Raw genomic sequence first — 24,742 nt, 5'->3', positions numbered from 1 at the left:
ATCAGGCGTTCGGGTCGAACGCGATCCCGGCCGGCTTGGCGATGCCGAGGTTGTGGTTGAACGCGCCGTCCTTGATCGCGAGCGACGCGCTGCCGAAGTCCGCGTTCACGAGCTTGTCGCGGACTCCCGCCGGGAAGTTGTCCCAGCTCACCAGGTCGGGGTACTGGTAGACCCCGTAGTGGTTCTCCGCCTGCTCGCCCGCGCCCGCGAGCCGGAAGCAGTGCGTGCTGGCGCCGTCCTTGTGGTAGATGATCTTCGCGTGCGTGCCTTCCCACTGCACGTTGGTGCGCGGGTGGGTCTTGTACCTGCCGTGCTCCGAGGTCGAGACGTACTGGGCCACGTCGTTCTGCACCCAGATGATCACGTGCTCGATGTCGTGGCGGTGGCCGCAGCAGTCCCACAGCGGGACGGCCTGGTCCTTCTCGAAGTACAGGTCGTACAGGTAGGCGCACCAGCCGTTGTTGCACTTGGAGCGGCTGTAGGAGTTGGTGTTGTCCAGGTCGGACCGGTCGTGGCAGTTGCCGTTCAGCGCGCCCGAGTTCTTCAGGCCCGGCGCGATGTCACCGGTCGGCGAGATCGCCGGGGTGGGGTAGCAACCGTCGCCGTCGTAGTCGAACGCCGGCTGCCACTTGCCGTCCGCGGCCGCGAAGCTGGCGGGGATCGCCCGAGGCGGGTCGGCGAACGCGATCCCGGGGAACAACGCGGTGATCAGCAGTGCGCCGGCCAGCGCGGGCAGGAGCTTCTTCCTCAACAGGGGCCTCGATTCCGGGAGCAGGGGAGCGGAGAGGCTTGCGAGGCAGAAGGTGGTACATGAACCACCTTCACGTCTAGGTGGTTCGCCAAATCTTTGCCGTACCGGGAATTTCACATCACCGGCAGGCCATGTCCGGGACCGATCGAGGTTCCCCGCTCGCGCGAGTTCCGCGAAGATCTACCGCGAAGCCGGTCCGAACGCGTGCCAAGGAGCTGCTGCGGTGAGCTTTCGCTGGGAGAGCCCGGTTTTCGCCGACGAACTCGACCGCAACGGCGCTCTGTTCAGCTCGCGGTTCCCGCTGCACGTGGAGAGGGCGCAGGCGGCGTTGTTCGAGTCGATGGGGTTCGAGCCCCGCGATCCCGAGCTCGACCACGTCGTCAAGGAGCTGCACATCGAGTTCCACGCCGCGTTCACCGCGCCGGGCCTGCTGCCGGTGGAGATCACCGCCGACCGGATCGGCGGCACCAGCGCCCGGTACGGCTTCCGCTGCGGCCACTACGCCTCCGGCCACCGGGTGATCGTCAGGGTCGGTGCCGACGGCCGCCCGGCGCCGTGGAGCGGCTGGTACCGCCTGGCCTTCGAGGGCCTCTCGTGACGGCGCCTGCGCACGTCACGGTCTCGGGAGAATGGATCGGGCACGCCGCGTTCCGTCGTGGCGGCCAGGACGTCGCGGCTCGGCGGCCTCTCACATGCGGGCTGAGCCGACCCTCCAGTAGCCGCTGAACATGATCGCCTTGCGGTCCACCCCGCGCTCCTTCACCAGGTGCCGCCGCACCCCGGTCGCCAGCGCCGACTCCCCGCACGCCCACGCGTACTCCACGGTGGGCAGCGCCTTGTCCTGGAGCGCCTTCAGCACGGCTGTTCCCGGCGCGTCCGCGCCGCGGAACACCCACTGCACGTCGAGGTCGACCCGGTAGGACTCGTCCGGCACCTCGGCGAAGACGTGCACCGGCCGTGTCTCGACCTCCAGGATCGCCGCGAGCGCCGGCAGCGCGGTCTCGTCGGCCGCGAGCAGCACCGCGCCCTGCGACGGCGGCCGGTATGCTGAGCCGCCCGCGCGGAAGCCCGCCTTGTCGCCCGCGATGGCCCGGCGCGCCCACCGCGTGCCGGGGCCCGCGTCACCGTGCGCCACGAAGTCGACGTCGATCTCGGCCACCTCCCGACGGTGCGCGCGAACGGTGTACCAGCGCAGGTCCGGCCGGGTGTCCTCGGGCATCGCGCGCAACGACGACCGGACGTTGATGCGGTCGTCGGCCGGCATGACGAGCTCGCGGCCGGTCGCCATCAGCAGGCCGAAGTACTCGTCGGGCCCGGTCACCGCGAACGAGGCGAACTCCGGCGCGTGGAAGGTGATCCGGCGCATGTGCTCGCTGAGCTCGGTCACCGCCGTGACGGTCATGACGAACTGGTCGAAGACCTCCCGGCGGTTCGCGGGGGCCATCACCATCTCGGCGGCCTTGGTGGCGGCCTTGAGCGTGAACCTGTCGAAGGCGGAGTAGCGCGACATGCCAGCAAACTACACCTTTGGTTAGGCTTGCCTAAGCCCTCGCGCGAAATCATGGTCCGGGGCGCACACTGCGGACATGTTTCCGAGGACCGCGCAGCAACAGTGGTGGTTCGCCGAGCCCGAGGAGAAGAACCGGAGCCGCGCGATCGGCCTGCGGCTCGCCATCGCCTACCACGAGCGGGACACCGAGGGTGTCGCGCGGCTGCTGCCCGCGGACCCCGACGAGGTCCGGCTGGTGATGGGCGCGCTGGAGAACGGCCTGCTCGCGCTCAACCAGATCTACCCGCCCGGCCCGCCGGACGAGGTGTGGGAACGCGTCACGCCGATCATCGACGCCGCCGCCCCGAAGGGTGTCGCGCCGCGCACGCGCGCGTTGCTCGCGGCGATGTCGCACGCGATGTACAACGCCACCCTCGGCGAGGTCTACGAACGCAAGGAACAGGATCCGTACGTTGGCGCGCACCTGTTCGCGGCCATCACGGCGATGCGCGCGGATGAGCACGAGGGTGGTGTCCGGCTGATGCAAGACAAGGCCGACGAGCTCGACCAGACCTGATTCGGAACCTGTCACCTGCGGTGACGTCGTTGAGGCGCAGCTAACAGCCACCCCGATGTGCATCGTCATGCATCGTCGTGCATAATTCTCAACGTGTCCAAGGTGCTCACTTCACTTCCCGCCGGCGAACGCGTCGGCATCGCCTTCTCCGGTGGTCTCGACACCTCCGTCGCGGTCGCGTGGATGCGTGAGAAGGGCGCTGTGCCCTGCACGTACACCGCGGACATCGGTCAGTACGACGAGCCCGAGATCGAGACCGTACCGGGCCGCGCCGGCACGTACGGTGCCGAGATCGCGCGCCTCGTCGACTGCCGCTCCGCCCTCGTCGAGGAAGGTCTCGCGGCGCTGGCCTGCGGCGCGTTCCACATCCGCTCCGGTGGTCGCGCGTACTTCAACACGACGCCGCTCGGCCGCGCGGTCACGGGCACCATGCTCGTGCGCGCCATGCTCGACGACGACGTCCAGATCTGGGGCGACGGCTCCACCTACAAGGGCAACGACATCGAGCGGTTCTACCGCTACGGCCTGCTCGCGAACCCGTCGCTGCGGATCTACAAGCCGTGGCTCGACGCGGCGTTCGTGACCGAGCTCGGTGGCCGCAAGGAGATGTCCGAGTGGCTGCTCGAGCGTGACCTGCCCTACCGGTCGAGCGTCGAGAAGGCGTACTCGACCGACGCGAACATCTGGGGCGCGACGCACGAGGCCAAGTCGCTCGAGCTGCTCAACGAGGGCATCGAGATCGTCGAGCCGATCATGGGCGTCAAGTTCTGGGACCCGTCGGTCGAGATCACGACCGAGGACGTCACCATCGGCTTCGACCAGGGCCGCCCGGTCACCATCAACGGCAAGGAGTTCGGCGACTCCGTCGACCTCGTGCTGGAGGCCAACGCCATCGGCGGCCGCCACGGCCTGGGCATGTCCGACCAGATCGAGAACCGCATCATCGAGGCCAAGAGCCGTGGCATCTACGAGGCGCCCGGCATGGCGTTGCTCTACATCGCCTACGACCGCCTCGTGAACGCGATCCACAACGAGGACACCGTCGCCGCCTACCACAACGAGGGCCGCAAGCTCGGCCGGCTGCTCTACGAGGGCCGCTGGCTCGACCCGCAGTCGCTGATGCTGCGCGAGTCACTGCAGCGCTGGGTCGGCTCCGCGGTCACCGGCGAGGTCACGCTGCGGCTGCGCCGGGGCGACGACTACTCGATCCTCGACACGTCCGGCCCGGCGTTCAGCTACCACCCGGACAAGCTGTCGATGGAGCGCACCGAGGACTCGGCGTTCGGCCCGGTCGACCGCATCGGCCAGCTGACCATGCGCAACCTCGACATCGCGGACTCGCGCGCCAAGCTGGAGCTCTTCGCGGGCCTCGGCATGGTCGGCACCCGCCAGTCGGCGCTCATCTCGGCCCAGGCCGAGCCGACGAAGCTGATCGGCGACGTGCCGGACGGCGGCGCGGAGGCCATCGCGTCGCGCGGCGAGGTCTCGGAGGCCGACGAGCTGCTCGACTCGGCGGCGATGGAGTTCGGCACCGACTGACGCTCCGCACCGGCGGGGTGGGCGGGGATCATCCCGCCCACCCCGTTCGCGTCAGGTCTGCGGCCACATCGAGTAGATGACGTTGTCCGCGTCGGCGCACACGACCTGCGGCATGATGCCCTCGGTGACCTGGTTGCACGACATCGGCCCGATCTCGACCGGCGGCAGGCCCGTCTTCGGCTCGGAGCGTTCGGCGTAGTAGTCGACCAGGACGGCTCCTGCCTGGTCGCAGTTCAGCCTCCCCCGCGGGGTCTCCACCACGACGGCCAGCATCGGCTTGCCGAGGGCGCCGGTGAAGGGCCGGTCGCAGTACTGCGAGGGCAGGCTCTCGTACTGCTCGGGAGGTACCCCATTCAGGGCGGTGACCCCACCCGCCGTGGTGGTCGGCTGGGTCGTCTCCTGCCGGCCGGTCTCCGCAGTGGTGGACGACCCGGTGTCCGGCCGGGAACCGGACCCGGTGATCTCCGAGGAGCAGCCCGCCGCGAGAACGGCGAGGAGCACAGGTGTGATCAAGAACCTCATGCCTGCGGGTTCGGTTCCGGCCCCTCCATCGTTACCCCGTCCGGGTGCCCGCCGCCGGCGCCGCGCCCCGACCGCGACGGCCAGGGCGCGCCGAGCGTGACGTCACCGCGCGCAGACGAAGCTCGCCGCGCTGTCCGGATCGCCCGCGCGATACCGGGGCCAGCCCGGGTACTCGCACAGCGGACGGGTGCGGTCGTGGGTCACGTCGGCCACGACGAGGTTCTTCGGCGACTGTCCCTTCCCGACCCAGCGTTCGAGCGCCGAGAGCGAGTCCCACCCGGCGGCGAACGCCGGTGTGCCGAAGTTCGCGTGGTTGGTGCCGGGCACCAGGTAGTACCGCATGAACCTGTCCGTCGTCCTGGGCCCCACAAGGTCTCGCACGCGCTGGTAGTAGTCGTTCGTCGAGCGGTGGGAGACCAGTTCGTCCGCGGCGCCGTGGAGCAGGAGCAGCTTGCCGCCGGAGCGAGCGAACGGGCGCAGGTCCACGTTGTTGCGGTCCTGGATCGTGGAGAGCAGGCTGATCCGGTCGAGCCACTTCCCCGGCCGCCGGGGGTCGAGGCCGAGCGAGTCGTAGCCGGGGTCGCGGGTCAGGAAGTACTTCACCCACTGGTCCCAGTACTGCATGCCGTACCCGGCCGTGACCGGCATCGGGTTGGCCGGCGCGGTCGTGCCGAACCCCAGGAACGGGGTCCGCATGTCCGCCCCCGACAGGAACGGGAAGCCGGGGTACTCGGTCTCGCCGCTCGCGATCCGGTACGGCCACCGGAACGGCGTGGACATGGCGGTCACGGCCCCGATCTGAGGATCCGACAGGCAGTGCGGACCGGTGTCGGCACCGTCCGGGCAGCGCAGCACGCGAGGGTCGAAGTGACAGCCGCGCTGGTTCGAGACCACCCTGTCCACGACCCCGTCCAGGCCGTCGCAGGCGTTGATCACGCTGTCGTACAACAACGTCTGCTTCGCCGGCCCGGGGAACGCGCCGGGGCGGGACAGCACGTGCGTGAGGTAGCCGAGGTCCAGCACCTCGGCGAGGTTGTTCCACGCGGGATAGCCCGAGATCACGCCGTCGAACGCGTGCGGCCACCGCTGGGCGACGATGAGGGCTTCGCGGCCGCCCGTCGAACCTCCCGAGAAGTAGGTCTCGGCGGGAGTGCGCCGGTAGGCGTGCCGGATGAGGAACAGGCTCACGTCGTGCGTCTTCTTCAACGCGTCACCGGCGGCGAAGTTCTTCAGCGCCTCGTCGTTCGCGCCGAACGAGCCGTCCAGCGACGGTACGGCCACCGGACCTTGCTGGTGGCCCGAGTCGCTGGCGAACACCGCGTACCGCCGTGCCAACGGCGCCGGGGCGTCCGGGGCGCCGAACGGGACATTGGCCGTCAGCGCGGGAATCGTTCCGTTGTAGCCACCGCCACCGAACATCATCGCCTTGCGGTTCCAGTCGTGCGGCAGGGCGAGGCGCATCTTGATGGCGGGCGCGGACGGGTCGACGGGGTGGATGTCGGCGTCGACCTGGCAGTACTCGATCGTCTGTCCACTCACGACACTGGTCGTGGTGGCGGCCGCCTGAACGCGACCACCGGTGGTCGGGAGGCTGATGGCGGAGGCGGGGATCCTCATCTGGTTCAGCTCGGCGCACGACGGCTCGGTCCCCGACGATGTCGTGGCGGTGGCGGGCTCGACGCCGAGCAACAGGACCGCGGTCGCCAGCACTGCGAGCCGGCGCGTTCTCACACTCACGGCAGTCTGCCTTTCAGCGGTAGAGGTGGGTGCCGGGGATGGCCTGCGGGTCCTCGCGGATCTCGGCGGGGTTCGTCTCGGGCAGGAACCACGCGCTGACGAAGGTGATCAGTCCCATGGCGGCGATGTAGGCGGCGACCGGGACGGTGCTGCCGGTCTCCGCGATGAGCGCGGTCATGAGGAACGGCGTGCCGCCGCTGATGACGATCGCGGAGAGCTGGTAGGACAGCGAGGCGCCCGAGTAGCGGACGTTGGGCGCGAACAGCTCGCCGAGGAAGCTCGCGATCGGGCCGTACGTGAGGCACTGGAACGTGAAGCCGACCACGACGGCGACGAAGATCAGCGGCAGTGACGCGGTGTTGACGAGCCCGAAGTACGGGAAGGCCCACAGGGCGACCCCCAGCCCGCCGATGAGGATCAGCGGGCGGCGCCCGATCCGGTCGGAGAGGTGACCGGCCCAGGGCAGGACCGCGAGCATCGCCACGGAGCTGAGCAGCACGACCGCCAGCAGGGGGTCGCGGTCGAGTTTCAGCGAGGTCGTGCCGTAGTTCAGCAGTCCGGCGATGCTGACGTAGAAGAGGCTGTTGGTGGCCGAGAGCACCCCGCAGGCGAGCAGGATCGTGCCCCACTTGTTCCGGATGACGTTCGCGAGCGGTGCCCTGACGACGGCGCGCTCGGGCCTCGCCACCTCCTGCTGCAGCTCGCGGAACTCCGGCGTGTCCTCCACTTTGGACTGGATGTAGAGGACCACCGCGAACATCACGATGCTGACCAGGAACGGGATCCGCCAGCCCCAGCTGAGGAACGCGTCGTCCGGCATCAGGCCGCTCGCGGCCACGAAGATCAGGTTCGAGATGATCACGGCGACGAAGACGCTGGTCTGCCCGAACGTGCCGGCGAACCCGCGCTGCTTCGGGCCCGCGGACTCGGTGAGCAGCAGCATGATCCCGCCCCACTGGCCGCCCGCGGCGAGCCCCTGCAGGAACCGCAGCGTCACCAGCAGGATCGGGGCCAGCGCACCCACCGAGGACGCGCTGGGCAGACAGCCGATCAGGAACGTCGCCGCGCCCATGAGCGCGAGGCAGGTGACGACGACCGGCTTGCGCCCGTACTTGTCACCGAAGTGCCCGGCGAGCACGCCGCCGACCGGACGCGCCACGAAGCCAGCCCAGAACGTGCTGAACGCGAGCAGGGTCCCGGTCAGCGCCGAGGACTCCGGGAAGAACACCCTGGGGAACACGAGCGCGGCCGCGGTGCCGTAGAGGAAGAAGTCGTACCACTCGATCGAGCTTCCGATCAGTCCCACGGTCAGCAGCTTGCGGAAGCTGCGACGCCGGGTCGTGGACGAGGCGCCGGGCTCGGCGGACTGCTCGTCGGGCTGGGCCAGAGGGGTTGCCATACATGCCGCCTTCGTCGATGAACCGGCAGGTGATGACGGCCAATGCTAGGGCGGCGACACTTCCCGGCTGAGGTCTGGATCACACACCCCTCACCACGGTTCGGTGGGAGTTTCCGCCACCGGTGGCTGAGGAAGAATGAGCGCCGTGGCCATCGACCCGAACGACGGAACGGAGTCGCACGAGCTCGTGCGGCGGCAGCGCGAACTGGCCTCGTTGTACGCGACGGCCAAGTCGCTCACCGCGCTCGGCGAGCTCGACGACGTGCTGCAGTCGATCGTCCGGCACGCCCACGACCTGATGGGCACGGACTTCACCTACCTCTCCCTGGTCGCGGACGGCAGGCTGTCGGCGCGGGCGGCGGAGGGGACGATCTCCGCCGCGTTCCTCAGCGCCACGATCCCGGCCGGTGCCGGGCTCGGGGGCAAGGTGCTCGCGACCCGGCGCCCGCAGTGGGTGCGCAACTACGCCGCCTCGACGCTGATCGACCACGACGCGGGCTTCGACCGCCTGGTCGGCACCGAGGACCTCGTCGCACTCCTCGGCGTGCCCCTGGTGATCCGGGACGAGGTGGTCGGTGCGCTGTTCGCCGCGTACCGCTCCGAGCGGTCGTTCGACGCCGGCGAGATCGCGCTGCTGAGCGCGTTCGCCGACCACGCCGCGGTGGCGCTGGACAACGCCCGTCTCTACGAGAAGAGCCGGACCGCGTTGCAGGACCTGCAGGTCGCTTACCGCAGGATCGAGGAGCACGTGGCCGTCGTGGAACGGGCGCAGGCGATCCACGAGGCCCTGACCGGTGTGGTGCTCCAGGGCGGGACGCCGGACGACGTCGCGCAGCTCCTCGCCGAGCAGCTGGGTGGCACCGTCACACTGCTCGACCGGGCCGATGCGAGCCGCTCCGGCCGTGTCACGACCTCGGTCGACGCCGCCGGGCTCGCCTGCAGCGTGGCCCCGATCCAGGCGGGCGACAGCCACCTCGGCGCGCTGGCGTGGAGCCGGGAAGCCGGTGCGGGACAAGGGGTCTCGGACGACATGGACCTGCGCACCCTGGAGCGGGCCACCCACATCCTGGGGTTGCTCATCCTCAAGGAGCGGGCCGTCGCCGAGGCGAGCGAGCGGCTCAGCGGTGAGCTGCTGACCGAGCTCATGGTGGGCAGCCCCGGCATCAGCCCGGCCCAGCGCGCCCGCACCCGTGCCCGCGGCATCGACGCCGACCGGCTGAACCTGGTCCTCGTCGCGGACTCACCCGCGTCGTCCTCCACGAACCTCGTGCGCCACCTGCACGACATCGCCAGGGACAGCTCGGGGCTGGCCGGCGAACACCTGGGCCGGGCCACGATGATCGTGCACAGCGCCGACGACGAGCGGACCGTCTCCGAGATCCACCGCCGGCTGCGCCGCGCACTCGGCGGCCCGGTCGCCGTCGTGGGGGAGCGGGCGGTCAACCACGACTGGTCCCGTGCCTTCTCCCTGGCCGGACGCTGCGGCGCGGTCATGCGGGCGCTCGGCCACACCGACGCGGGCGCCACGACCGGCAGGTACGCGCTCTACGCGATGATCTTCGACGCCGACCGGGTCCGCGAGCTCGACCGTTTCCTCGCCGCCTCCGTCGGCCCGCTCGTCGACTACGACGAACGGCGCGGCACCGATCTCGTCGGCACCCTCACCGCTTACTACGCCCAGCGCGCCAACGTCGCGGCGACCGCCCGCGCGTTGCACGTGCACGTCAACACGCTGCTCAAGCGGCTGGACCGCGTCAGCGACGTGCTGGGCGTCGACTGGCGCACCGAGAACGACCTGGAGCTGCAGCTCGGGCTCCAGTTGCACCAGCTGAGGTCGATCGCCTGAAGCACGTTCAGGCACTGCGCAGCGAGTCCCGCAGGGTGCTCTTCGAGAGCTTGCCGGTGCCCGTCTTCGGCAGCGCGGTCAGGAAGAAGACCTCGTCGGGCAGCCACCACTTGGCGACCAGAGGCGTGATGTGCCGCAGGAGGTCCTCGCCCGTGGCCGCGCTGCCGTCGCGCAGCACGACGTAGGCGACGGGCCGTTCCACCCACTCCGGGTCCGGACGGGCGATCACGGCGACCTCGACGACGTCGGAGTGCGAGGCGATGGCGCTCTCCAGGTCGACCGAGGAGATCCACTCGCCGCCGGACTTGATCAGGTCCTTCATCCGGTCCACGAGCCGGACGTACCCGTCGGCGTCGATCGTGGCGAGATCGCCGGTCCGCAGCCAGCCGTCGGCGGTGAAGCGGTCCGCGGCGTCCACGAGGAAGTAGCCGCCCGCCACCCAGGGGCCCGCCACCTGGAGCTCGCCGACGGCCGTGCCGTCGCGCGGCAGCTCCGCTCCCGTCTCGACGTCGGCGATGCGGAGGTTCACGAGCGGCAGGGGCTGGCCCTGGGAGGCCCGCACCGCCACCAGTTCCTCCTCCGGCGCGTCCCGGTGCCGGGTGCGGGTGCCGCCGATCGTCCCGACCGGACTGATCTCGGTCATGCCCCAGGAGTGGGTGATGGGGACGCCGATCGCGGCACGGTAGGTCTCGGACAGGGCCGGCGCGATCGCGGAGCCGCCGCCGAGCAGGAACCGCGTGGCGCTCAGGTCGTGTGACCGCAGTTCGGGAAGCAGGCTCGTCCACACCGTCGGCACGGCACCGGCGACGGTGACCCGTTCGGTCGCCATCAGCGTCAGCAGGTGGGCCGGCTCCGCGGACGGGCCGGGCAGGACCAGCGAGGCGCCCGTCATCATCGCACCGTAGGGCAGACCCCAGGCGTTGGCGTGGAACATGGGGACGATCGGCATCACGACGTCGCTCTCGTACAGGCCGATGAAGCCGGCCGCGAGCGTGCCCAGGCAGTGCAGGACCGTCGACCGGTGGCTGTAGAGCACGCCCTTGGGCGGTCCGGTCGTGCCGGAGGTGTAGCAAAGTCCCGAGGCCAGGTTCTCGTCCGCGAGCGTGAACGAGTCCTCGAGCGAGCCCTCGAACGGGTCGGCTCCCGCGACCAGGTCGTCGTAGTCCACGACACGCGGATCAGCCGGGATCTCCGCGTCGCTGTCGTCGGGCAGCACCACCCAGTGCCGCACCTTCGGCATCCGGCCGGCGCTGGGCCAGATCCGGGGGAGTAACGCGCGATCGACGAACACCACGTCGTCCTCGGCGTGGTTGACGATGTACTCCAGGTGCTCCGCCGAGAGCCGGATGTTGATCGAGTGCAGCACCCGTTTCGTGACCGGCACCGCGAGGTACAGCTCGAGGTGGCGCCGGGTGTTGGTCGCGAACGTGCCGACGCGGGCACCGGCCGGCACGCCGAGGGAGTCGAGCGCCGTCGCGAGGCGCCGGGTCTGCTCGGCCACCTCGGCGTAGGTGACCCGCTCGACGCCGGCCGTCACGACCTGCTTGTGCGCGTGAAGTCGCTCGGCCCGCTCGAGGATGTGCGCGATGGTGAGCGGTCGAGGCTGCATCAGCCCGTCCATGAGAAGTCACCCTAAGTGAGCTCCCGGACCGGCGAGAGGGGAGAACCTTCCACTCATCTTCCTGTTCTGGCAGCGATTTCGCACACTGCTCAGGCACGGTAGGCGGCGCAGGCCAGCGTGATCAGATCGGTGAGGTGCCGTGGCGGCTGGTCCTTCCACCACGCCAGCCACACCGCGATCGGCGGCGCGTCCACCACGGCCCGGTAGGCGACACCGGGCCGTGGGTTGAGGCTCGCGGTGGCCTCCGACGTCATGCCGACGGCCTGCCCGGCGGCGATCAGGGTCAGCCACTCGTCGACGCTGTGCGTGTTGCGCACGACGGCAGGTGCCTTCCCCGGCTGCCACAGGTCCACAGTGGTCGTGCCGGTGCGGTCGTCCACGGCCAGTGAGTACCGGGCGAGGTCGGCGAGTTTCAGAGAACGCTTGCGCGCCAACGCGTTGTCCGTCGCGACCACGCCGTAGCGCCGCTCGGTGCCGAGCAACGCCGTCTCGAACCGCGGGTCGTCGAGGGACTTCCTCAGCACGGCGACGTCGGCGGTGCCCTCGGCCAGCCCGGCGGTCAGCGAGTTCGACTGGACGAACACCAGTGGCAGCCCGGGATGCCCGGACGCCCACGCCTTCTGCACGCGCCGGGTGTGCTTGCCGAGCGCCGCCCAGGCGTAGCCGATCCGCAGCTCGGTCAGCGACTGCGACGCGATCCGGTGCAGGTGGGCGACCTCGTCCAGCACCCGCCGGGCTCCTTCGAGAACCTGCGTTCCGACGGCGGTGAGCGCGACGTGCCGCGTCGACCGTTGCAGCAGGCGCACGCCCAGCGCCGTCTCCAGCGCCGCGACCGACCGGGACACCGACGCCTGGGTGAGGTCGAGTTCCCTTGCCGCGTCGGTGAACGTGCCCGCGTCGACCACCGCCACGAACGCCCGCAGGTGCCGCAGATCCATGCGTCCAGCGTATAGCTGACGCGGCTCATGCATTTCCCGTATCGATGCCCGGACCACAGGCTGGCGGCATGAAGAGCCTCGGTGGGTTCGCCACGATGACCGCCAGCGCCGCCAGCAACCAGTTCGGCGCCGCGGTGGGCGCGCACGCGTTCGCCACGATCGGCCCGGCCGGGGTCGTCGCCGTCCGCCAGTTCGTGGCCGCCGCGGTGTTGCTGCCGGTCGCCCGCCCGGACCCGCGAAGATTCACCTGGGCGCAGTGGTGGCCGACGATCGCGCTCGGCCTGGTGTTCGCCACGATGAACCTCAGCCTCTACACGGCCGTCGACCGGATCGGGCTGGGCCTCGCCGTCACGCTGGAGGTCCTGGGGCCGCTCGGGGTCGCGCTCGCGGGGTCGCGCACCCGCCGGGACCTCCTGTTCGTGCTGGTGGCGGCGCTCGGCGTCTACGTGCTCGTGCTGCCCGGTCCGAGCAGCGACTACCTCGGCATCGGCGCCGGCCTGCTCGCGGCGGCGAGCTGGGCCGCGTACATCCTGCTCAACCGCCTGGTCGGGCAGCGGCTGCCCGGCCTGCAGGCACCGGCGGCGGCGACGAGCGTGTCCGCGCTGCTCTACGTGCCGGTCGCGGTGCTCCTTATCGTGCAGGGGCAGTTGACCGGGATGGCCGTGCTGTACGCGGTCGCAGCGGGCGTGTTCTGCAGCGTCGTGCCCTATGCGGCCGACGTGATCGCCCTGCGCAAGGTGCCCGCGCGGCTCTTCGGCCTGGTGTGCAGCGTGCACCCGGTGCTCGCCGCGCTGGCGGGCCTGGTCCTGCTGGGGGAGATGCTCGAACTCCACCATTGGGCTGGAATCCTGCTCGTCGTGACCGCCAACGCACTCGCGGTGACTTGCTCGAAGTGGTCTGGATCACCTACCGTGCAGGACGAAACGTGAATCCAATTCACTTAGCGGGGTGTCCATGCGCCGGACCAAAGTCTTGACGGTTGTCGCCGCACTCGTCGGTGCGGCGCTGGTCAGCGGCCCGTTCGCGTGGGCGGAACCCGAGCCGTACCTGGTGGGCCGGGGTATCTCCGACATCACCGGCCCGGCCGCCGAGAACGGCATGATGGGCTACTCCAAGTTCGACCAGAAGACGACGGGCATCCACCAACGGCTCCGGTCGCGCGCCTACGTCGTGGTCGACCGCGCCACGAACAAGCGGGTCGCGTACGTCAACGCCGACCTCGCGATGATCTTCCGTGCGGTGCAGGAAGGCGTGCTCGCCAAGCTCCAGGCCAAGTACGGCAACGTCTACACCCGCGAGAACCTGCTGCTCTCCGCCACGCACACGCACAGCGGGCCCGGCGGCCAGTCGCACAACCTCGCCTACAACCTCTCGATCCTCGGCCTGCAGCCGCAGGCGTTGGCGGCCGTGGTCGACGGCATCACCGAGTCGGTCGTCGAAGCGCACGACGACGTGCGGCCCGGTTCGATCAGCCTCGGTGTCGGCGAGCTCACGAACGCGTCGGTCAACCGGTCGCGCGTCGCGTTCGACCGCAACCCCGACAAGGGTTTCTTCCCGCAGGGCATCGACCCGCAGATGACCGTGCTGAAGTTCCGGCAGTCCGGTGACGACGTCGGCGCGATCAGCTGGTTCGCGACGCACAACACGTCGATCACCAACGCCAACACGCTGATCAGCCCGGACAACAAGGGCTACGCGGCCTACCAGTGGGAGCACGACGACGAAGGCGTCCGGTACCTGGACGACACCGCGGGCTTCGTGGCGGCGTTCCCTAACACCAACGCGGGCGACATGTCACCGAACCTCAACCTGAAGCCCGGTTCCGGCCCCACCGAGAACGAGTGGGAGAACGCCCGCGTCATCGGCGAGCGCCAGAACCGCAAGGCGCAGGAGGTCTACCGCGGCCCGCAGGCCGCGGTCACCGGCGGCGTGGACTACCGGATGCGGTTCGTCGACATGTCCGCCGTGCAGGTCGAGGGCCGCTACACCCCGAACGGCCGGCCCGGCACGACGTGCTCGGGAGTCGTCGGCGCGTCGACGATGGCGGGCAGCATCGAGGACGGCCCCGCGCTCCCCGGCTTCTCCGAGGGCATGCAGTCGCCGTGGAAGAAGCTCTTCGAGCCGTTGCAGATGGAGGTCCCGCAGTGGCTGCGGGACTGCCAGTACCCCAAGGCCTCGTTGGTGGCAACGGGCCTGATCGGCGCGACGCCGAACATCGTGCCGCTGCAGATCGTCCGCATCGGCCAGCTGCACCTCGTCGCGGTGCCCGGTGAGGTCACGATCACCGCGGGTCTCCGCATCCGCAGGGCGGTCGCCGCCGAAGCCGGCGTGCCGGTGCAGAACGTGCTGATCCAGGGCTACGCCAACGACTACAGCCAGTACGTCACCACGCCGGAGGAGTACGACGCGCAGCAGTACGAAGGCGGCTCCACCCTGTTCGGCCGCAACACCGCGCCCGCCTACCAGCAGGAGTTCGCCAAGCTCGCCGCGTCGATGAAGGCGGGTACCTCCCTGCCGGCCGGTCCGAACCCCGGCAAGCCGCCGTTCACCGAGATCAACCTGCAGACCGGTGTGGTGCTCGACGACAAGCCCGCCGACAAGAGGTACGGCGACGTGCTGAGCGCTCCCAAGCCGTCGTACGCGCGCGGTGAGACCGTCACGGCCGTGTTCGTCACCGGGCACCCGAAGAACAACCTGCACCGCAACGGAACGTTCCTCGAAGTGCAGCGGCAGGTGAACGGCCAGTGGGTGCGCGTGGCCGACGACGGTGACTGGTCCACGCGCTACAAGTGGGAACGCGTCGGCATCGCCTTCTCGAACGCCACGATCACCTGGCAGATCCCCGCCGACACACCTGCGGGCACCTACCGGATCGTGCACCACGGCGACGAGAAGTCCGGCTGGACCGGGAGGATCGCCGGCTTCACGGGAGCGACGGCGGGCTTCTCCGTCAGCTGATGATCTCGCCGCCCGCCGCGGTGGCGAGGTCGGGGCCGAAGGCGGCCGCGGGTGTGTACGCGCCGGGCTTGCCTTCGCCCCTGGCGAGTCGAACCGCCACCTCCGCGGACGTCCCCGAGGTGAAGTCCATGGCCTCGTCGGCCCGCAGCCATCCCTCGCGGCTCGTGCCGTCCGGCCAGGTGACCACCGCGTGACCCCAGGAGTGCGTCCTGGGCCTCGGCGCGGCCTTCGCCCGGATGCCCTCCATCCGGCGAATCGCGAAGCGGCGCACCGGTTCCAGCGCCAGCAGCCGTCCCGTGAGCGGGAGCAGGGCGCGGATCATCGGCGGGACAGGCAGCACGGCGGTGGTGACGGTGACGTCCGGTGCGTCGCCGGCGCGCTGAGCGGCCAGCAGTTCGGCGGAGGGTGCCTCGAACGTCGTGGCCTGCTCTCCGTCGGGCAGGGTGAGGCGCTGTGCGCCCGCGCCGATGCGTGACTTGACCAGCCTGCCGCCGCGGTAGCGGCGACCACCCGTGGCCAGGACGTCGACGAGCGAGGCGGCCAGGGCGGTCCCCAGCATCCCGTCCTCCACGGCCACCGATGCCACGGCGTCGACCCGCACCGCGGCGGGAGCCGGACGGCCCTCGCACAGCGTTGCCACGACGGCTTCCGTGGCGAGGACGCCGAACCCCGCGCCGGTCACGAGGGTGCTGCCCGCGGCCGCGGCCTCGTCGTCCAGGCCGAGCAGCCGGGGGACGGCGGCCAGGTCCGCCGCCTGGTCGAGGTAGTGCCCGCCGGGCATGCAGGCACGGGCGATGGTGGTCGCGGACTCGGCGTAGTTGCCGATGGTGTTGATGACGACGGTCGGCCGCTCCTTCCTGATCGCCGCCGCGATGCTCTCCGTGGTGTCGGCGATGACGACCCGCAGCCCGGTGTTCGCCGCGATCTCGCGCAGGCGCGCGCTCTCCCTGCCGACCAGCACCACGGTTTCGCCTCGGTCGAGCAGGCGAGTGGTGACGGCGCGGCCCACGCGTCCCGTGGCGCCCAGAACCCAGATGCTCATGTGCGAACTCCTGCAAAAGTGATGTCTCAGTGTGTCATCACTGATGCTAGCACGGGTGACGACACACTGAGACATCGCTTTGCTAGGATGGGCTGTGGCCAGGTGGGATCCCGGAACCGAAGATCGTCTCAGGCGAGCGGCGCTGGAGCTGTTCGTGGAGCACGGGTACGACAACGTGACCGTCACGCAGATCGCCGAGCGTGCGGGGATCACGCGCCGCTCGTACTTCCGCTACTTCCCGGACAAGCGCGAGGTGCTGTTCGCCGGTGCGGAACTGCTGCCGGCCGCGATGGCCGAGGCGGTGCTCACCTCGGCCGAGGAGTCGCCGCCCGCCATCGCGCTCGACGCCGCCCGCCGGATCGGCGTGTTCCTCGTGGAGCGCGTCGAGCGGACGGCGGAGCGCCGCGCGGTGATCGAGTCGAGCCCCGAGTTGCAGGAACGCGAACGCACCAAGCGCGCCGCGATCACGACCGCCCTCTGTGACGCCCTGGTGGAACGCGGTGCGGAGGCAGGGGAGGCCCGTCTCGTGGCGCGGCTCGTCACGATCTGCTTCGAGGGAGCGATCGAGCGCTGGAGCGACACGGGTGAGGACTTCTCTTCGTGTCTCGACGTCGTCGTCGAGTCGATCCGCTCGACCCTGGATCTATTCCCGCCCGCTGTGAGGCAGTGATTACGTTGTGCACGATTTAATCGCGCACTAGCTTTATGGCATCAACCCCGGAACGCCAGGAGGAAGCCATGAAGCGCCCAGTTCTCGAGCCGGCCGCCGCCGAGTTCGCCGCCGCCACCGCCACGCCGCCGTTCCTGTTCGAGATCGCCCCCGAAGAGGGCCGCAAGGCCGTCGACGACGTCCAGTCGGGCTCCGTGGTCAAGCCCGAGATCGACGAGCAGTGGGTCGAGCTCGACGGCTTCAAGGTCCGCGTGGTCAAGCCCGCCGGTCTTGAGGGGCAGCTCCCCGTGATCCTCTACATCCACGGCGCCGGCTGGGTGTTCGGCAACGCGCACACCCACGACCGCCTGGTCCGCGAACTCGCCGTCGGCGCGGGCGCCGCCGTCGTCTTCCCCGACTACTCGCTCTCGCCCGAGGCCCGCTACCCGGTCGCGATCAACCAGAACTACGCCGCCGTGCAGTGGATCCTCGCTTCCGGTGCTTCGTACGGTCTCGACGCCTCGCGCATCGCCGTCGCCGGTGACTCGGTAGGCGGCAACATGGCGGCGGCGCTGACGTTGCAGGCCAAGGAAGGCGGCGACGTCGACCTCAAGGCCCAGGTCCTCTTCTACCCGGTGACGGACGCTTCCTTCGGCACCGACTCGTATCTCCAGTTCGCCGAGGGCTACTTCCTGCGCCGCGACGGCATGCAGTGGTTCTGGGACCAGTACACGACCAACCCCGTCGAGCGCGCCGAGATCACCGCCTCCCCGTTGCGCGCCACCAGGGAGCAGCTGGCCGGTCTGCCCCAGGCGCTGGTGATCACCGCCGAGGCCGACGTCCTGCGCGACGAGGGCGAGGCCTACGCCGACAAGCTGCGCGAGGCCGGCGTGCCCGTCACGGCCGTGCGGTACGCGGGCGCCATCCACGACTTCGTGATGCTGAACGCCCTGCGTGGCACGCACGCCGCCGAGGCCGCGATCAACCAGGCCGTGTCGTTCCTCCGCAAGGCCCTGGCGAACCAAGCCTGAACCCGCTCGTTGCTACGCACGCGGGGGCCTTCCGTACTGTCACGTAGTACGAAAGCTCCCCGCGTACCCTCGAAAACAGGGCGGCGAACTTCAGGCGCAGGACGCTAACCGCGCTGAGTCCTGGTCACGTGGAACGGCGTTCCCTGCTGGCACGTCGTCATCGCACCGGGATCAGCCCGCCCGCTCACCTCCACGACGGCGCCGGCCACCGCGACAGCGGGGTCGGCGCCGAGCAGCAGGTACTGCTCGCGCTCCGTGCTGAGGATCGTGCAGCCGGACTCGACGCCCGCCGAGACCGTGCCCCGCACCGTCGTCACGCCGGGGTCCAACGCCCGCGACGGCGTGGTCGCCGGCGCGGTGGTGGTGGGAGGCAGCGGAGCCGACGACGGTGGCAGCGGGGCCGGGATGCTGGGCGTGGACGTGTCGGTGGTGGGTGCGCTCGACGCGGGAGCGCCTGGTGGTTGTTGGGCGCCGCACGAAGCCAGCACCAGGCACAACAGCACGGCAGCCAACCCGCGCATCACACGTCACCTCCGATGGACCACCGCGACCGGGCACGGCGCGTGGTGGAGCACAGCGTGGCTCACCGAGCCCAGAATTGCACGTGTCACCGCGCCACGACCGTGACTGCCCACCGCGACGAGAGCAGCGCCCTCGGCCGCACGGAGCAACGCCCGGGCAGGCGCGTCGAAAGCGACCTCGTGCGCCACGTGCACTTCCGGGTGGCGGGAGCGGTGCGGGGCGAGCTGGTCGTCGAGCAACCGGGCGAGGTCCGCGCGCACGTGGTCCACGTCGGGCTCGGGGAGTTCGGCCCAGCCGGCGTCGTTGAACGCGTGGACGGCGAAGAGTTCGCGGCCGTGGCGGGCGGCGAAGTCGAAGGCGAACGCGATGGCCTCCGTGGAGGTGTCCGAGCCGTCCACACCGACGACCACACGGCCTTCCATCGGACCGGAACGCGTCACGATCACGGGACGTCCGCAGGTCGCCACCAGTTCGAGGGCGGTCGAGCCGAGGAACATCTCCCTGATGCCGGTGCGGCCCGAGGAGCCGAGCACGAGCAGGTCGCCGGGTTCGTCGGCGAGGACGTCGACCGGGCGGCCGAGCCGCACGTGCGTGGAGACCCGGAGGTCCGGCCAGCTCCGCCTCAGCTCGTCGGCGAGTTCGGCGAGGTGGTCCTCGGCGGACTTGGCCATCGTCTCCTCGGTGACGAACTCCGGCACCGGGATCGACATCGGCGTGAACACGGGCTCCGGCAGCGGAGCGCGCACCGCCTGGACGACCTGCAGCGCCGCACCGGACCGGGACGCCTCCTCGGCGCCCCAGAGCGCCGCGCGGCGCGCCAGGTCGGAACCGTCGAAACCAACCACGACCGTGGACATGTGAAACCACCTCCGACCAGGGGGTACCCGGTCGGAGGTGGCGCTAAATGTGATCTAGTGCCGTGACCGGCAACCTTCACCTCGTCTTCCGGCGCCCAGCAGGGCGCCTCGCGGCACCGGCCCCACGCCCACAGCCATCCAGGATGAGGACGCGGGGCCGGCACCACGACGCACCCGTCTGAACGTCGAAATACGGGGCAAAGGCTGCCGGTCACGGCACTAGTAGTGCTTTGTTAGGTGGGATGTTCGGGTGGCTGTCGTGTGTGATCTTCTTGCCGGGTGACTCCGGAGGAGATGGCTCGGGTTCGGCCGGTGATCGAGGACTTCGCCGCGTCGATGTTCGGCGGGTTCGCGCGGCGTGATCAGCGGGCGAAGGGCGAGCTGTATCTGCGCGGGTTGATGCTGGACGGCAAGCGCAAGTCGATGCAGCCGATGGCGGAGCGGCTCGGGGTCGATCATCAGCAGTTGCAGCAGTTCGTGAGCACCTCGACGTGGGATCACGTCGAGGTGCGGCGACGCCTGGCGGCCTGGGCCGGCAAGTTCGTCGACCCGGACGCGCTGGTCATCGACGACACCGGTTTTCCCAAGGACGGCAAGGATTCCCCCGGTGTGGCACGCATGTATTGCGGCGCGCTGGGCAAGACCGGGAACTGTCAGATCGGGGTGAGCGTGCACGCGGTCACCGACTGGGCCTCGGCCGCGATCGACTGGCGACTGTTCCTGCCGGAATCGTGGGACGACGAGAAAACCGCCGATGACACAACGGCCGCCGAGATCCGGACGCGCCGGGCCCGCAGTGTGATCCCGGACGAGGTGCGGCATCGGGAGAAGTGGCGCCTCGCGCTGGACATGCTCGACGAGGTCACCGGCGACTGGGGCCTGCCGCAGCGGCCGGTGGTGGCCGACGCCGGTTACGGCGATGCCACCGAGTTCCGGCTCGGCCTGACCGAACGCGGCCTGACCTACGTGCTGGCCGTCAGCCCGGCCGCGACCGCCCACCCCGCCGAGGCGATGCCGACGACCGCGGCCTGGGCCGGCAACGGCCGCCCGCCGGGGCCGCGCTACCAGGACAAACCTGTCGACCTGAAGACTCTGGTCATGAACGCGGGCCGATCGGCCGGCAGGTTCGTGGTCTGGCGCCACGGAACCAAGAAGTCACCGGGCAATCCGACCGCGAGCATGCGGTCACGGTTCCTCACGCTGCGAGTCCGGCCGGCCAACCGCAACATCCCCCGCGCCGCCGACGGGAGCCTGCCCGAGTGCTGGCTGCTGGCCGAGTGGCCGCCCGGCGCACCCGAGCCCACCGACTACTGGCTTTCCACCCTGCCCGCCGACATCCGGCTGCGGGATCTGGTGCGGCTGGCCAAGATCCGCTGGCGCATCGAGCACGACTACCGCGAACTCAAAGACGGCCTCGGCCTGGACCACTTCGAAGGCCGTTCCTGGCTGGGCTGGCACCGCCACGTCACCCTCGCCGCCGTCGCCCAAGCCATCTGCACCCAGCTCCGCCGCACCCCAAAAGCCCCTGCGCAGGCCTGACGCTCTACGCGGTCCTGCGCGAACTCCAGGCCTTACTCGCGGTCTGGACAGGCGTCTGCCACACCTGCCGACAACCCGTCCAGACCCCAACACCCAACACAACAACAGCCCAGGTCAGCAACACCTAACAAAGCACTACTAGGGCCTGTATCGAAGTCCATGTCCGCGATAGCCGGGCCTGAGGCGGCCCCTGGCGGCACGGCCGGATGGCCCACATACAACACCGGTATGCGGGCCGTCCGGCCGCACCACCAGAAACCACCTCAGGCGCGACTCTCATCGAACGGGACTTCGATACAGGCCCTAGTTCGGCGGCTGACGGTTCATCAGGGCGTCTCGCCGCACCCGTCTCACAGCCGCGACAGGACGCCGGTCACTAGTTGATGACGAACTGCGAACCCGGCTCGATGGTGATGTCGCCATCACGCGAGTTCGTGATCGTGACGTTCGTCAGCCGTGCCGACCCGCGGGCCTGGGCCATCGCGAGGATGCCAGAGCCGTTGTTGGACCTGTCGATGCGCACGTTGGTGATCTGCACGTCCGGCATCCCGCTGCCGCCACCCTTGAACTGGATCCCGTCGTAGGTGGAGTCGAGGATCTCGGTGTCGCGGATGACGACGCCGGGGATCGGCAGGTTCTGCGAGAACAGCGTGATGGCGCCGAACTCCTGCGCCTCACCCCAGAACGCGCCACCGGTGCGGTGCAGGGCGTTGTTGGCGAGCAACGTCGTGCCCGAGAACGGCAACGGGTCGTGGTCGGTCGCCAGCATGATGCCCGGGTAGTTGGCCGTGTCGGAGATGATGTTGTTCTCCGCGCGGTTGTTCGCACCTCCGTAGATCGCGATTCCGTTGGCACGCCACGGCAACGCGATCGTGTTGTTGAGGAACGCGTTGCCGCTGCCGACGTCCAGGTTCTGGTCCTTCACGTACTTCGACGCCCACACCGCCAGCGCGTCGTCGCCCGTGGTGCGGAACGACGAGTTGAACACCGTGGAGTTGCGGGTGCCGTTGGTGAAGTTGATGCCGTCGGCGTAGGTGTCGCGGATGCGCATGCCGCTGAACTCCAGCCCGTCGCCGGGGTTCCAGCGGTCGGGCAGGTTGGTGTAGTCGCGGCCGACCCAGACACCGACGTTGGCGTGCTCGATCCAGACGTTGGTGACCTTGGTGTTCTTGCCGAACCGGCCGTTCAGGCCGACGCCGCCCTCCGCGCCGCCGTCACCGCCGCGGATCCGGCCGGAACCGAAGATCGCGATGTCGGAGATCTGCGTGTTGTCGTCGATGTCGAACCCGAAGTTGCCCTCGTGCGGGTGGTTGATCGTGTTGGCGTCCTGCGGCTGCGTGAGCGAGAACAGCTGCGAGTGCCACATGCCGGCGCCGCGGATCGTGACGTTGCGGATGCCGACCTGGTTGTGCCCACCGCTGTGGAACACGGTGAGGATCTTCTTCTCCTGCCGGAACTTGCCCTCGGGGATCCAGACGCAGGGGATCTCGCCGTTCTGGTCGGCCGTCACGGCGCGCTGCAACGCGTCCGCGTCGTCCGTCTGGTCGTTCGCCGTGGCACCGTACTGCGTGATCGAGACGCAGTCGGCGGGCTTCTGCGCGGCCGGCGCGACCTGCTCCAGGTCGACCAGGTCGATGACGTAGAACTGCGCGTTGTCACCGGCGTCGCGCTGCAGCTTGAACTTCGTGCCCGCGGGGTAGCTGCTCGCCAGCAGCTGGGAGGTCTCGTCGAACAGCCTGCGGGCGTCGCCACCCGGACGGTTGGTGAGGCCTTCCGGGTCGTCGGTCGTGCCGTAGAGCCAGCTGTGCCGCGAGGACAGGGTCAGCTTCTGCACGAACTGGTCGTTCGCGTAGAGGCTGATCGTCGCCTCCTGGCCGCCGCCACCGGCCGCGTCCGGGATGGAGTTGCGCACGACGATCGAGTTCGTGCTGACCGTCGAGGTGATCTCCACGAACTGGCCCTGTGAGTCGAGCCGCACCGACTTGCGGCCCGAGGACTCCGACCCGAAGTTGGTGTGCCCGAACGTGCGCTTCGCGTCGGCCTCCAGCAGCTGGCCCTGGTACCGGCCGGCTTCCGCCTCGTACGAGGTGAAGGGCACCGACGCGCCGCGCCCGACCACAATGGACTGGGTCGCGGTGTTGTTGTTCTCGTTGGTCTCCGCCACCTGACCGGTCGCGTCGGCGGTGGCGGTGGCCGTGGCGCCGCCGTTGGTGGCGGTCCACGAGCCGACGTTGACCGTGACGGTCTGACCGGCGTTGATCGCGCCGGTGCTGGCGTTCAACGTGCTGCTGCCCACGGCCACGCGGGTCACCGAGGCGCCCGCCGCCGACGTGCCGCGGTTGTGCACCTGCACGGCGAACGTGACCTGCTGGCCCGCCGCCGGCGACGACGGGTTCGGCGTGACGCCGGTGATCCGCAGGTCCGGTCCCGGTGCCTGGCCGACGACCAGGGGAGAGCCGGAGGTGAAGGTGTTGTTGCCCTCGTTGGTCTCCGCGACCTGGTTGGCCGGGTCCACGGTGGCCGCGGCCGCGTACGAACCGGCACCTCGCCGGCCGGCGTCGACGGTGACCTCGGCGGTGGCTCCCGGGGCGAGCCCGCCGACCTGGGCGGTGCCCGCGACGGTGCCGCCGAGCGTGACGTTCAGCGTGGTCGCGCCGGACGCCACCGTGCCGCCGTTGCGGACGGTGCCGGTGAGCTTGATCGCGTCGGCCTCGCTCGGGCTCTGCGGGGTCCACGTCAGGTTCGTGACACTCAGGTCGGGAGCCGGAGCGGAGGCACCGAACACCTGGAACTCGGCGACCTGGCCGCCGGGCGCGCCGGTGTTCGAGTAGAAGTGCAACCGCACGTCCGACGCCCGGCCGCTCACCGGGATGGTGACGCTGTTGCCGGTGGCCGGGTCGAACCGGTAGTCGGCTCGTGCCTTCAGGGTCGCGAACGCGGCAGCGCCCGCCTCGCGGCCCAGCACCTCGAAGTTCTGCGTGCGCGCGCCCCAGACCGGGTCCGGGTTGAGCTTCACGACGACCGAGGTGACGTCCGCGTTCGAGCCCAGCTTCGCCGTCAGGTGACCGGGGAAGCCGTTGGACTCCCAGTACGTGCCGACGTTGCCGTCGACCGCGTTGGCCGCGACGAAGTCGTGCACGTGCCCGGACTCCTCGACCGGCTTGCCGGCCGCGAGGTTGTCACCGGGCGGCGGCGGGTCGACAGGACCCGACTCGCCGTGCACCTCGAACTCGCTGAGCTGACCGGCGGCCCAGCCGGTGTTCGCGGTGATCGTGACGCGCACGTACCGCGCCGGCGTGGCCCCGAAGCCCAGCGTCACCGTGTTGTTCGAGCCGGGCGAGAAGACCTGCCCGCGCGAACCGACGATGTCGCTGAACCGCGAGCCGTCGGAGCTGCCCTGGACCGCGAGGGTCTGGGTGCGCTGCTCCCAGTTCGAGGGCAGCCGCAGGACGACCTTGCTGACGTCCCTCGCGGCACCCAGGTCGGCCTGGATCCACTGCGGGAACACGTTGTTCGTGCTCTCCCAGTAGCTGCCCTGGTTGCCGTCACCGGCGTTCCCGGCACCGAACGGGCCGTTCGTGCTGGACGCGGTCAGGTTCGCGGACAGCCGGACGACCGCCGCTCCTGCCGCGGGTGTGAGTCCGAAGACGGCGAGAGCACTGACTAGGGCAGTACTCACCGCACGCCTCAACAGCGTGTTTCTCATGGAATTGTCCTTCGCGGCA

The 24,742-nt window shown here is 69.9% G+C and carries 20 protein-coding genes; 9 read left to right on the top strand and 11 right to left on the bottom strand.

Annotated features, from left to right (window positions below):
* Window position 1 precedes the first annotated feature (1 nt).
* The gene (locus ACRSBM_RS20145) at window positions 2-751 is read right to left on the bottom strand and encodes an NPP1 family protein (protein WP_434445164.1); all 750 of its coding nucleotides are present in this window, start codon (window positions 749-751) and stop codon (window positions 2-4) included.
* A 223-nt stretch (window positions 752-974) separates the two neighbouring features.
* On the opposite strand from ACRSBM_RS20145, the gene ACRSBM_RS20140 reads away from it, so the two are divergent.
* Window positions 975-1,349, top strand: coding sequence for an acyl-CoA thioesterase (locus tag ACRSBM_RS20140; RefSeq protein WP_434445163.1), 375 nt, complete (start codon window positions 975-977; stop codon window positions 1,347-1,349).
* Between the two features lie 90 nt (window positions 1,350-1,439).
* On the opposite strand, the gene ACRSBM_RS20135 is transcribed toward ACRSBM_RS20140, so the two are convergent.
* Window positions 1,440-2,261: a siderophore-interacting protein gene (locus ACRSBM_RS20135; RefSeq protein WP_434445162.1), complete on the bottom strand. Its 822-nt coding sequence runs from the start codon at window positions 2,259-2,261 to the stop codon at window positions 1,440-1,442.
* 76 nt (window positions 2,262-2,337) lie between these two features.
* On the opposite strand from ACRSBM_RS20135, the gene ACRSBM_RS20130 reads away from it, so the two are divergent.
* Both ACRSBM_RS20130 and argG read left to right on the top strand, forming a co-directional pair.
* Window positions 2,338-2,817 carry a hypothetical protein gene (locus ACRSBM_RS20130; protein WP_434445161.1) on the top strand — a complete coding sequence of 160 codons (480 nt, stop codon included), beginning with the start codon at window positions 2,338-2,340 and terminating at the stop codon, window positions 2,815-2,817.
* A gap of 93 nt (window positions 2,818-2,910) precedes the next feature.
* Window positions 2,911-4,356, top strand: a complete 1,446-nt coding sequence (gene argG / locus ACRSBM_RS20125; RefSeq protein WP_434445160.1) for an argininosuccinate synthase — start codon at window positions 2,911-2,913, stop codon at window positions 4,354-4,356.
* Window positions 4,357-4,407: 51 nt separating this feature from the next.
* On the opposite strand, the gene ACRSBM_RS20120 is transcribed toward argG, so the two are convergent.
* The 3 genes from ACRSBM_RS20120 to ACRSBM_RS20110 all read right to left on the bottom strand — a co-directional run bounded on the left by ACRSBM_RS20120 (window position 4,408) and on the right by ACRSBM_RS20110 (window position 8,014).
* The gene (locus tag ACRSBM_RS20120) at window positions 4,408-4,878 is read right to left on the bottom strand and encodes a hypothetical protein (RefSeq protein WP_434445159.1); all 471 of its coding nucleotides are present in this window, start codon (window positions 4,876-4,878) and stop codon (window positions 4,408-4,410) included.
* 102 nt (window positions 4,879-4,980) lie between these two features.
* Window positions 4,981-6,495, bottom strand: coding sequence for a tannase/feruloyl esterase family alpha/beta hydrolase (locus ACRSBM_RS20115; protein ID WP_434453143.1), 1,515 nt, complete (start codon window positions 6,493-6,495; stop codon window positions 4,981-4,983).
* Between the two features lie 133 nt (window positions 6,496-6,628).
* A complete protein-coding gene (locus tag ACRSBM_RS20110) occupies window positions 6,629-8,014 on the bottom strand; it encodes an MFS transporter (protein WP_434445158.1) in 1,386 nt (461 codons plus the stop codon).
* A 136-nt stretch (window positions 8,015-8,150) separates the two neighbouring features.
* Here ACRSBM_RS20110 and ACRSBM_RS20105 point away from each other — a divergent pair, with 136 nt between their 5' ends.
* Window positions 8,151-9,860, top strand: coding sequence for a helix-turn-helix domain-containing protein (locus tag ACRSBM_RS20105; RefSeq protein WP_434445157.1), 1,710 nt, complete (start codon window positions 8,151-8,153; stop codon window positions 9,858-9,860).
* 7 nt (window positions 9,861-9,867) lie between these two features.
* Here the strand turns inward: ACRSBM_RS20105 and ACRSBM_RS20100 are convergent, their stop codons facing one another.
* Both ACRSBM_RS20100 and ACRSBM_RS20095 read right to left on the bottom strand, forming a co-directional pair.
* Entirely contained in the window at window positions 9,868-11,481 is a 1,614-nt protein-coding gene (locus ACRSBM_RS20100; RefSeq protein ID WP_434445156.1) for a long-chain fatty acid--CoA ligase, read from the bottom strand.
* Between the two features lie 89 nt (window positions 11,482-11,570).
* Window positions 11,571-12,419, bottom strand: coding sequence for a LysR family transcriptional regulator (locus tag ACRSBM_RS20095; protein WP_434445155.1), 849 nt, complete (start codon window positions 12,417-12,419; stop codon window positions 11,571-11,573).
* A 68-nt stretch (window positions 12,420-12,487) separates the two neighbouring features.
* Between ACRSBM_RS20095 and ACRSBM_RS20090 the strand changes: the two genes are divergently transcribed.
* Both ACRSBM_RS20090 and ACRSBM_RS20085 read left to right on the top strand, forming a co-directional pair.
* Complete coding sequence (locus tag ACRSBM_RS20090; protein WP_434445154.1) at window positions 12,488-13,348, top strand: EamA family transporter; 861 nt, start codon at window positions 12,488-12,490, stop codon at window positions 13,346-13,348.
* Window positions 13,349-13,373: 25 nt separating this feature from the next.
* The gene (locus ACRSBM_RS20085) at window positions 13,374-15,377 is read left to right on the top strand and encodes a neutral/alkaline ceramidase (RefSeq protein ID WP_434445153.1); all 2,004 of its coding nucleotides are present in this window, start codon (window positions 13,374-13,376) and stop codon (window positions 15,375-15,377) included.
* Here the strand turns inward: ACRSBM_RS20085 and ACRSBM_RS20080 are convergent.
* Entirely contained in the window at window positions 15,370-16,419 is a 1,050-nt protein-coding gene (locus ACRSBM_RS20080; protein ID WP_434445152.1) for an NAD(P)H-binding protein, read from the bottom strand. The genes ACRSBM_RS20085 and ACRSBM_RS20080 overlap by 8 nt on opposite strands.
* A gap of 94 nt (window positions 16,420-16,513) precedes the next feature.
* On the opposite strand from ACRSBM_RS20080, the gene ACRSBM_RS20075 reads away from it, so the two are divergent.
* Together ACRSBM_RS20075 and ACRSBM_RS20070 are read left to right on the top strand one after the other, a co-directional pair.
* Window positions 16,514-17,089, top strand: coding sequence for a TetR/AcrR family transcriptional regulator (locus tag ACRSBM_RS20075; protein ID WP_434445151.1), 576 nt, complete (start codon window positions 16,514-16,516; stop codon window positions 17,087-17,089).
* 68 nt (window positions 17,090-17,157) lie between these two features.
* Window positions 17,158-18,099 carry an alpha/beta hydrolase gene (locus tag ACRSBM_RS20070; protein ID WP_434445150.1) on the top strand — a complete coding sequence of 314 codons (942 nt, stop codon included), beginning with the start codon at window positions 17,158-17,160 and terminating at the stop codon, window positions 18,097-18,099.
* A 104-nt stretch (window positions 18,100-18,203) separates the two neighbouring features.
* Here the strand turns inward: ACRSBM_RS20070 and ACRSBM_RS20065 are convergent, their stop codons facing one another.
* The gene (locus ACRSBM_RS20065; protein WP_434445149.1) at window positions 18,204-18,620 is read right to left on the bottom strand and encodes a hypothetical protein; all 417 of its coding nucleotides are present in this window, start codon (window positions 18,618-18,620) and stop codon (window positions 18,204-18,206) included.
* A 6-nt stretch (window positions 18,621-18,626) separates the two neighbouring features.
* Window positions 18,627-19,478 carry a universal stress protein gene (locus tag ACRSBM_RS20060; protein ID WP_434445148.1) on the bottom strand — a complete coding sequence of 284 codons (852 nt, stop codon included), beginning with the start codon at window positions 19,476-19,478 and terminating at the stop codon, window positions 18,627-18,629.
* A gap of 279 nt (window positions 19,479-19,757) precedes the next feature.
* Between ACRSBM_RS20060 and ACRSBM_RS20055 the strand changes: the two genes are divergently transcribed.
* A complete protein-coding gene (locus ACRSBM_RS20055; protein ID WP_434445147.1) occupies window positions 19,758-21,017 on the top strand; it encodes an IS701 family transposase in 1,260 nt (419 codons plus the stop codon).
* A gap of 376 nt (window positions 21,018-21,393) precedes the next feature.
* On the opposite strand, the gene ACRSBM_RS20050 is transcribed toward ACRSBM_RS20055, so the two are convergent.
* Window positions 21,394-24,723 (bottom strand): CARDB domain-containing protein, encoded by a 3,330-nt coding sequence (locus ACRSBM_RS20050; protein ID WP_434445146.1) that lies wholly within the window; start codon window positions 24,721-24,723, stop codon window positions 21,394-21,396.
* Window positions 24,724-24,742: the final 19 nt, after the last annotated feature.

It is taken from the genome of Lentzea xerophila, assembly GCF_051094245.1.
Taxonomy (GTDB): domain Bacteria; phylum Actinomycetota; class Actinomycetes; order Mycobacteriales; family Pseudonocardiaceae; genus Lentzea; species Lentzea xerophila.
Note: the sequence above shows the minus strand (reverse complement) of the source record. Positions and strands in the feature narration are given on the sequence as shown.

Bases quoted from the DNA above. Each gene is read 5' to 3' on its own strand.
- ACRSBM_RS20135 (WP_434445162.1), bottom strand. From the start codon at position 2,261: ATGTCGCGCTACTCCGCCTTCGACAGGTTCACGCTCAAGGCCGCCACC.
- ACRSBM_RS20130 (WP_434445161.1), top strand. From the start codon at position 2,338: ATGTTTCCGAGGACCGCGCAGCAACAGTGGTGGTTCGCCGAGCCCGAG.
- ACRSBM_RS20120 (WP_434445159.1), bottom strand. From the start codon at position 4,878: ATGAGGTTCTTGATCACACCTGTGCTCCTCGCCGTTCTCGCGGCGGGC.
- ACRSBM_RS20115 (WP_434453143.1), bottom strand. From the start codon at position 6,495: ATGAGGATCCCCGCCTCCGCCATCAGCCTCCCGACCACCGGTGGTCGC.
- ACRSBM_RS20110 (WP_434445158.1), bottom strand. From the start codon at position 8,014: ATGGCAACCCCTCTGGCCCAGCCCGACGAGCAGTCCGCCGAGCCCGGC.
- ACRSBM_RS20105 (WP_434445157.1), top strand. From the start codon at position 8,151: ATGAGCGCCGTGGCCATCGACCCGAACGACGGAACGGAGTCGCACGAG.
- ACRSBM_RS20100 (WP_434445156.1), bottom strand. From the start codon at position 11,481: ATGGACGGGCTGATGCAGCCTCGACCGCTCACCATCGCGCACATCCTC.
- ACRSBM_RS20095 (WP_434445155.1), bottom strand. From the start codon at position 12,419: ATGGATCTGCGGCACCTGCGGGCGTTCGTGGCGGTGGTCGACGCGGGC.
- ACRSBM_RS20090 (WP_434445154.1), top strand. From the start codon at position 12,488: ATGAAGAGCCTCGGTGGGTTCGCCACGATGACCGCCAGCGCCGCCAGC.
- ACRSBM_RS20085 (WP_434445153.1), top strand. From the start codon at position 13,374: ATGCGCCGGACCAAAGTCTTGACGGTTGTCGCCGCACTCGTCGGTGCG.
- ACRSBM_RS20080 (WP_434445152.1), bottom strand. From the start codon at position 16,419: ATGAGCATCTGGGTTCTGGGCGCCACGGGACGCGTGGGCCGCGCCGTC.
- ACRSBM_RS20070 (WP_434445150.1), top strand. From the start codon at position 17,158: ATGAAGCGCCCAGTTCTCGAGCCGGCCGCCGCCGAGTTCGCCGCCGCC.
- ACRSBM_RS20065 (WP_434445149.1), bottom strand. From the start codon at position 18,620: ATGCGCGGGTTGGCTGCCGTGCTGTTGTGCCTGGTGCTGGCTTCGTGC.
- ACRSBM_RS20060 (WP_434445148.1), bottom strand. From the start codon at position 19,478: ATGTCCACGGTCGTGGTTGGTTTCGACGGTTCCGACCTGGCGCGCCGC.
- ACRSBM_RS20050 (WP_434445146.1), bottom strand. From the start codon at position 24,723: ATGAGAAACACGCTGTTGAGGCGTGCGGTGAGTACTGCCCTAGTCAGT.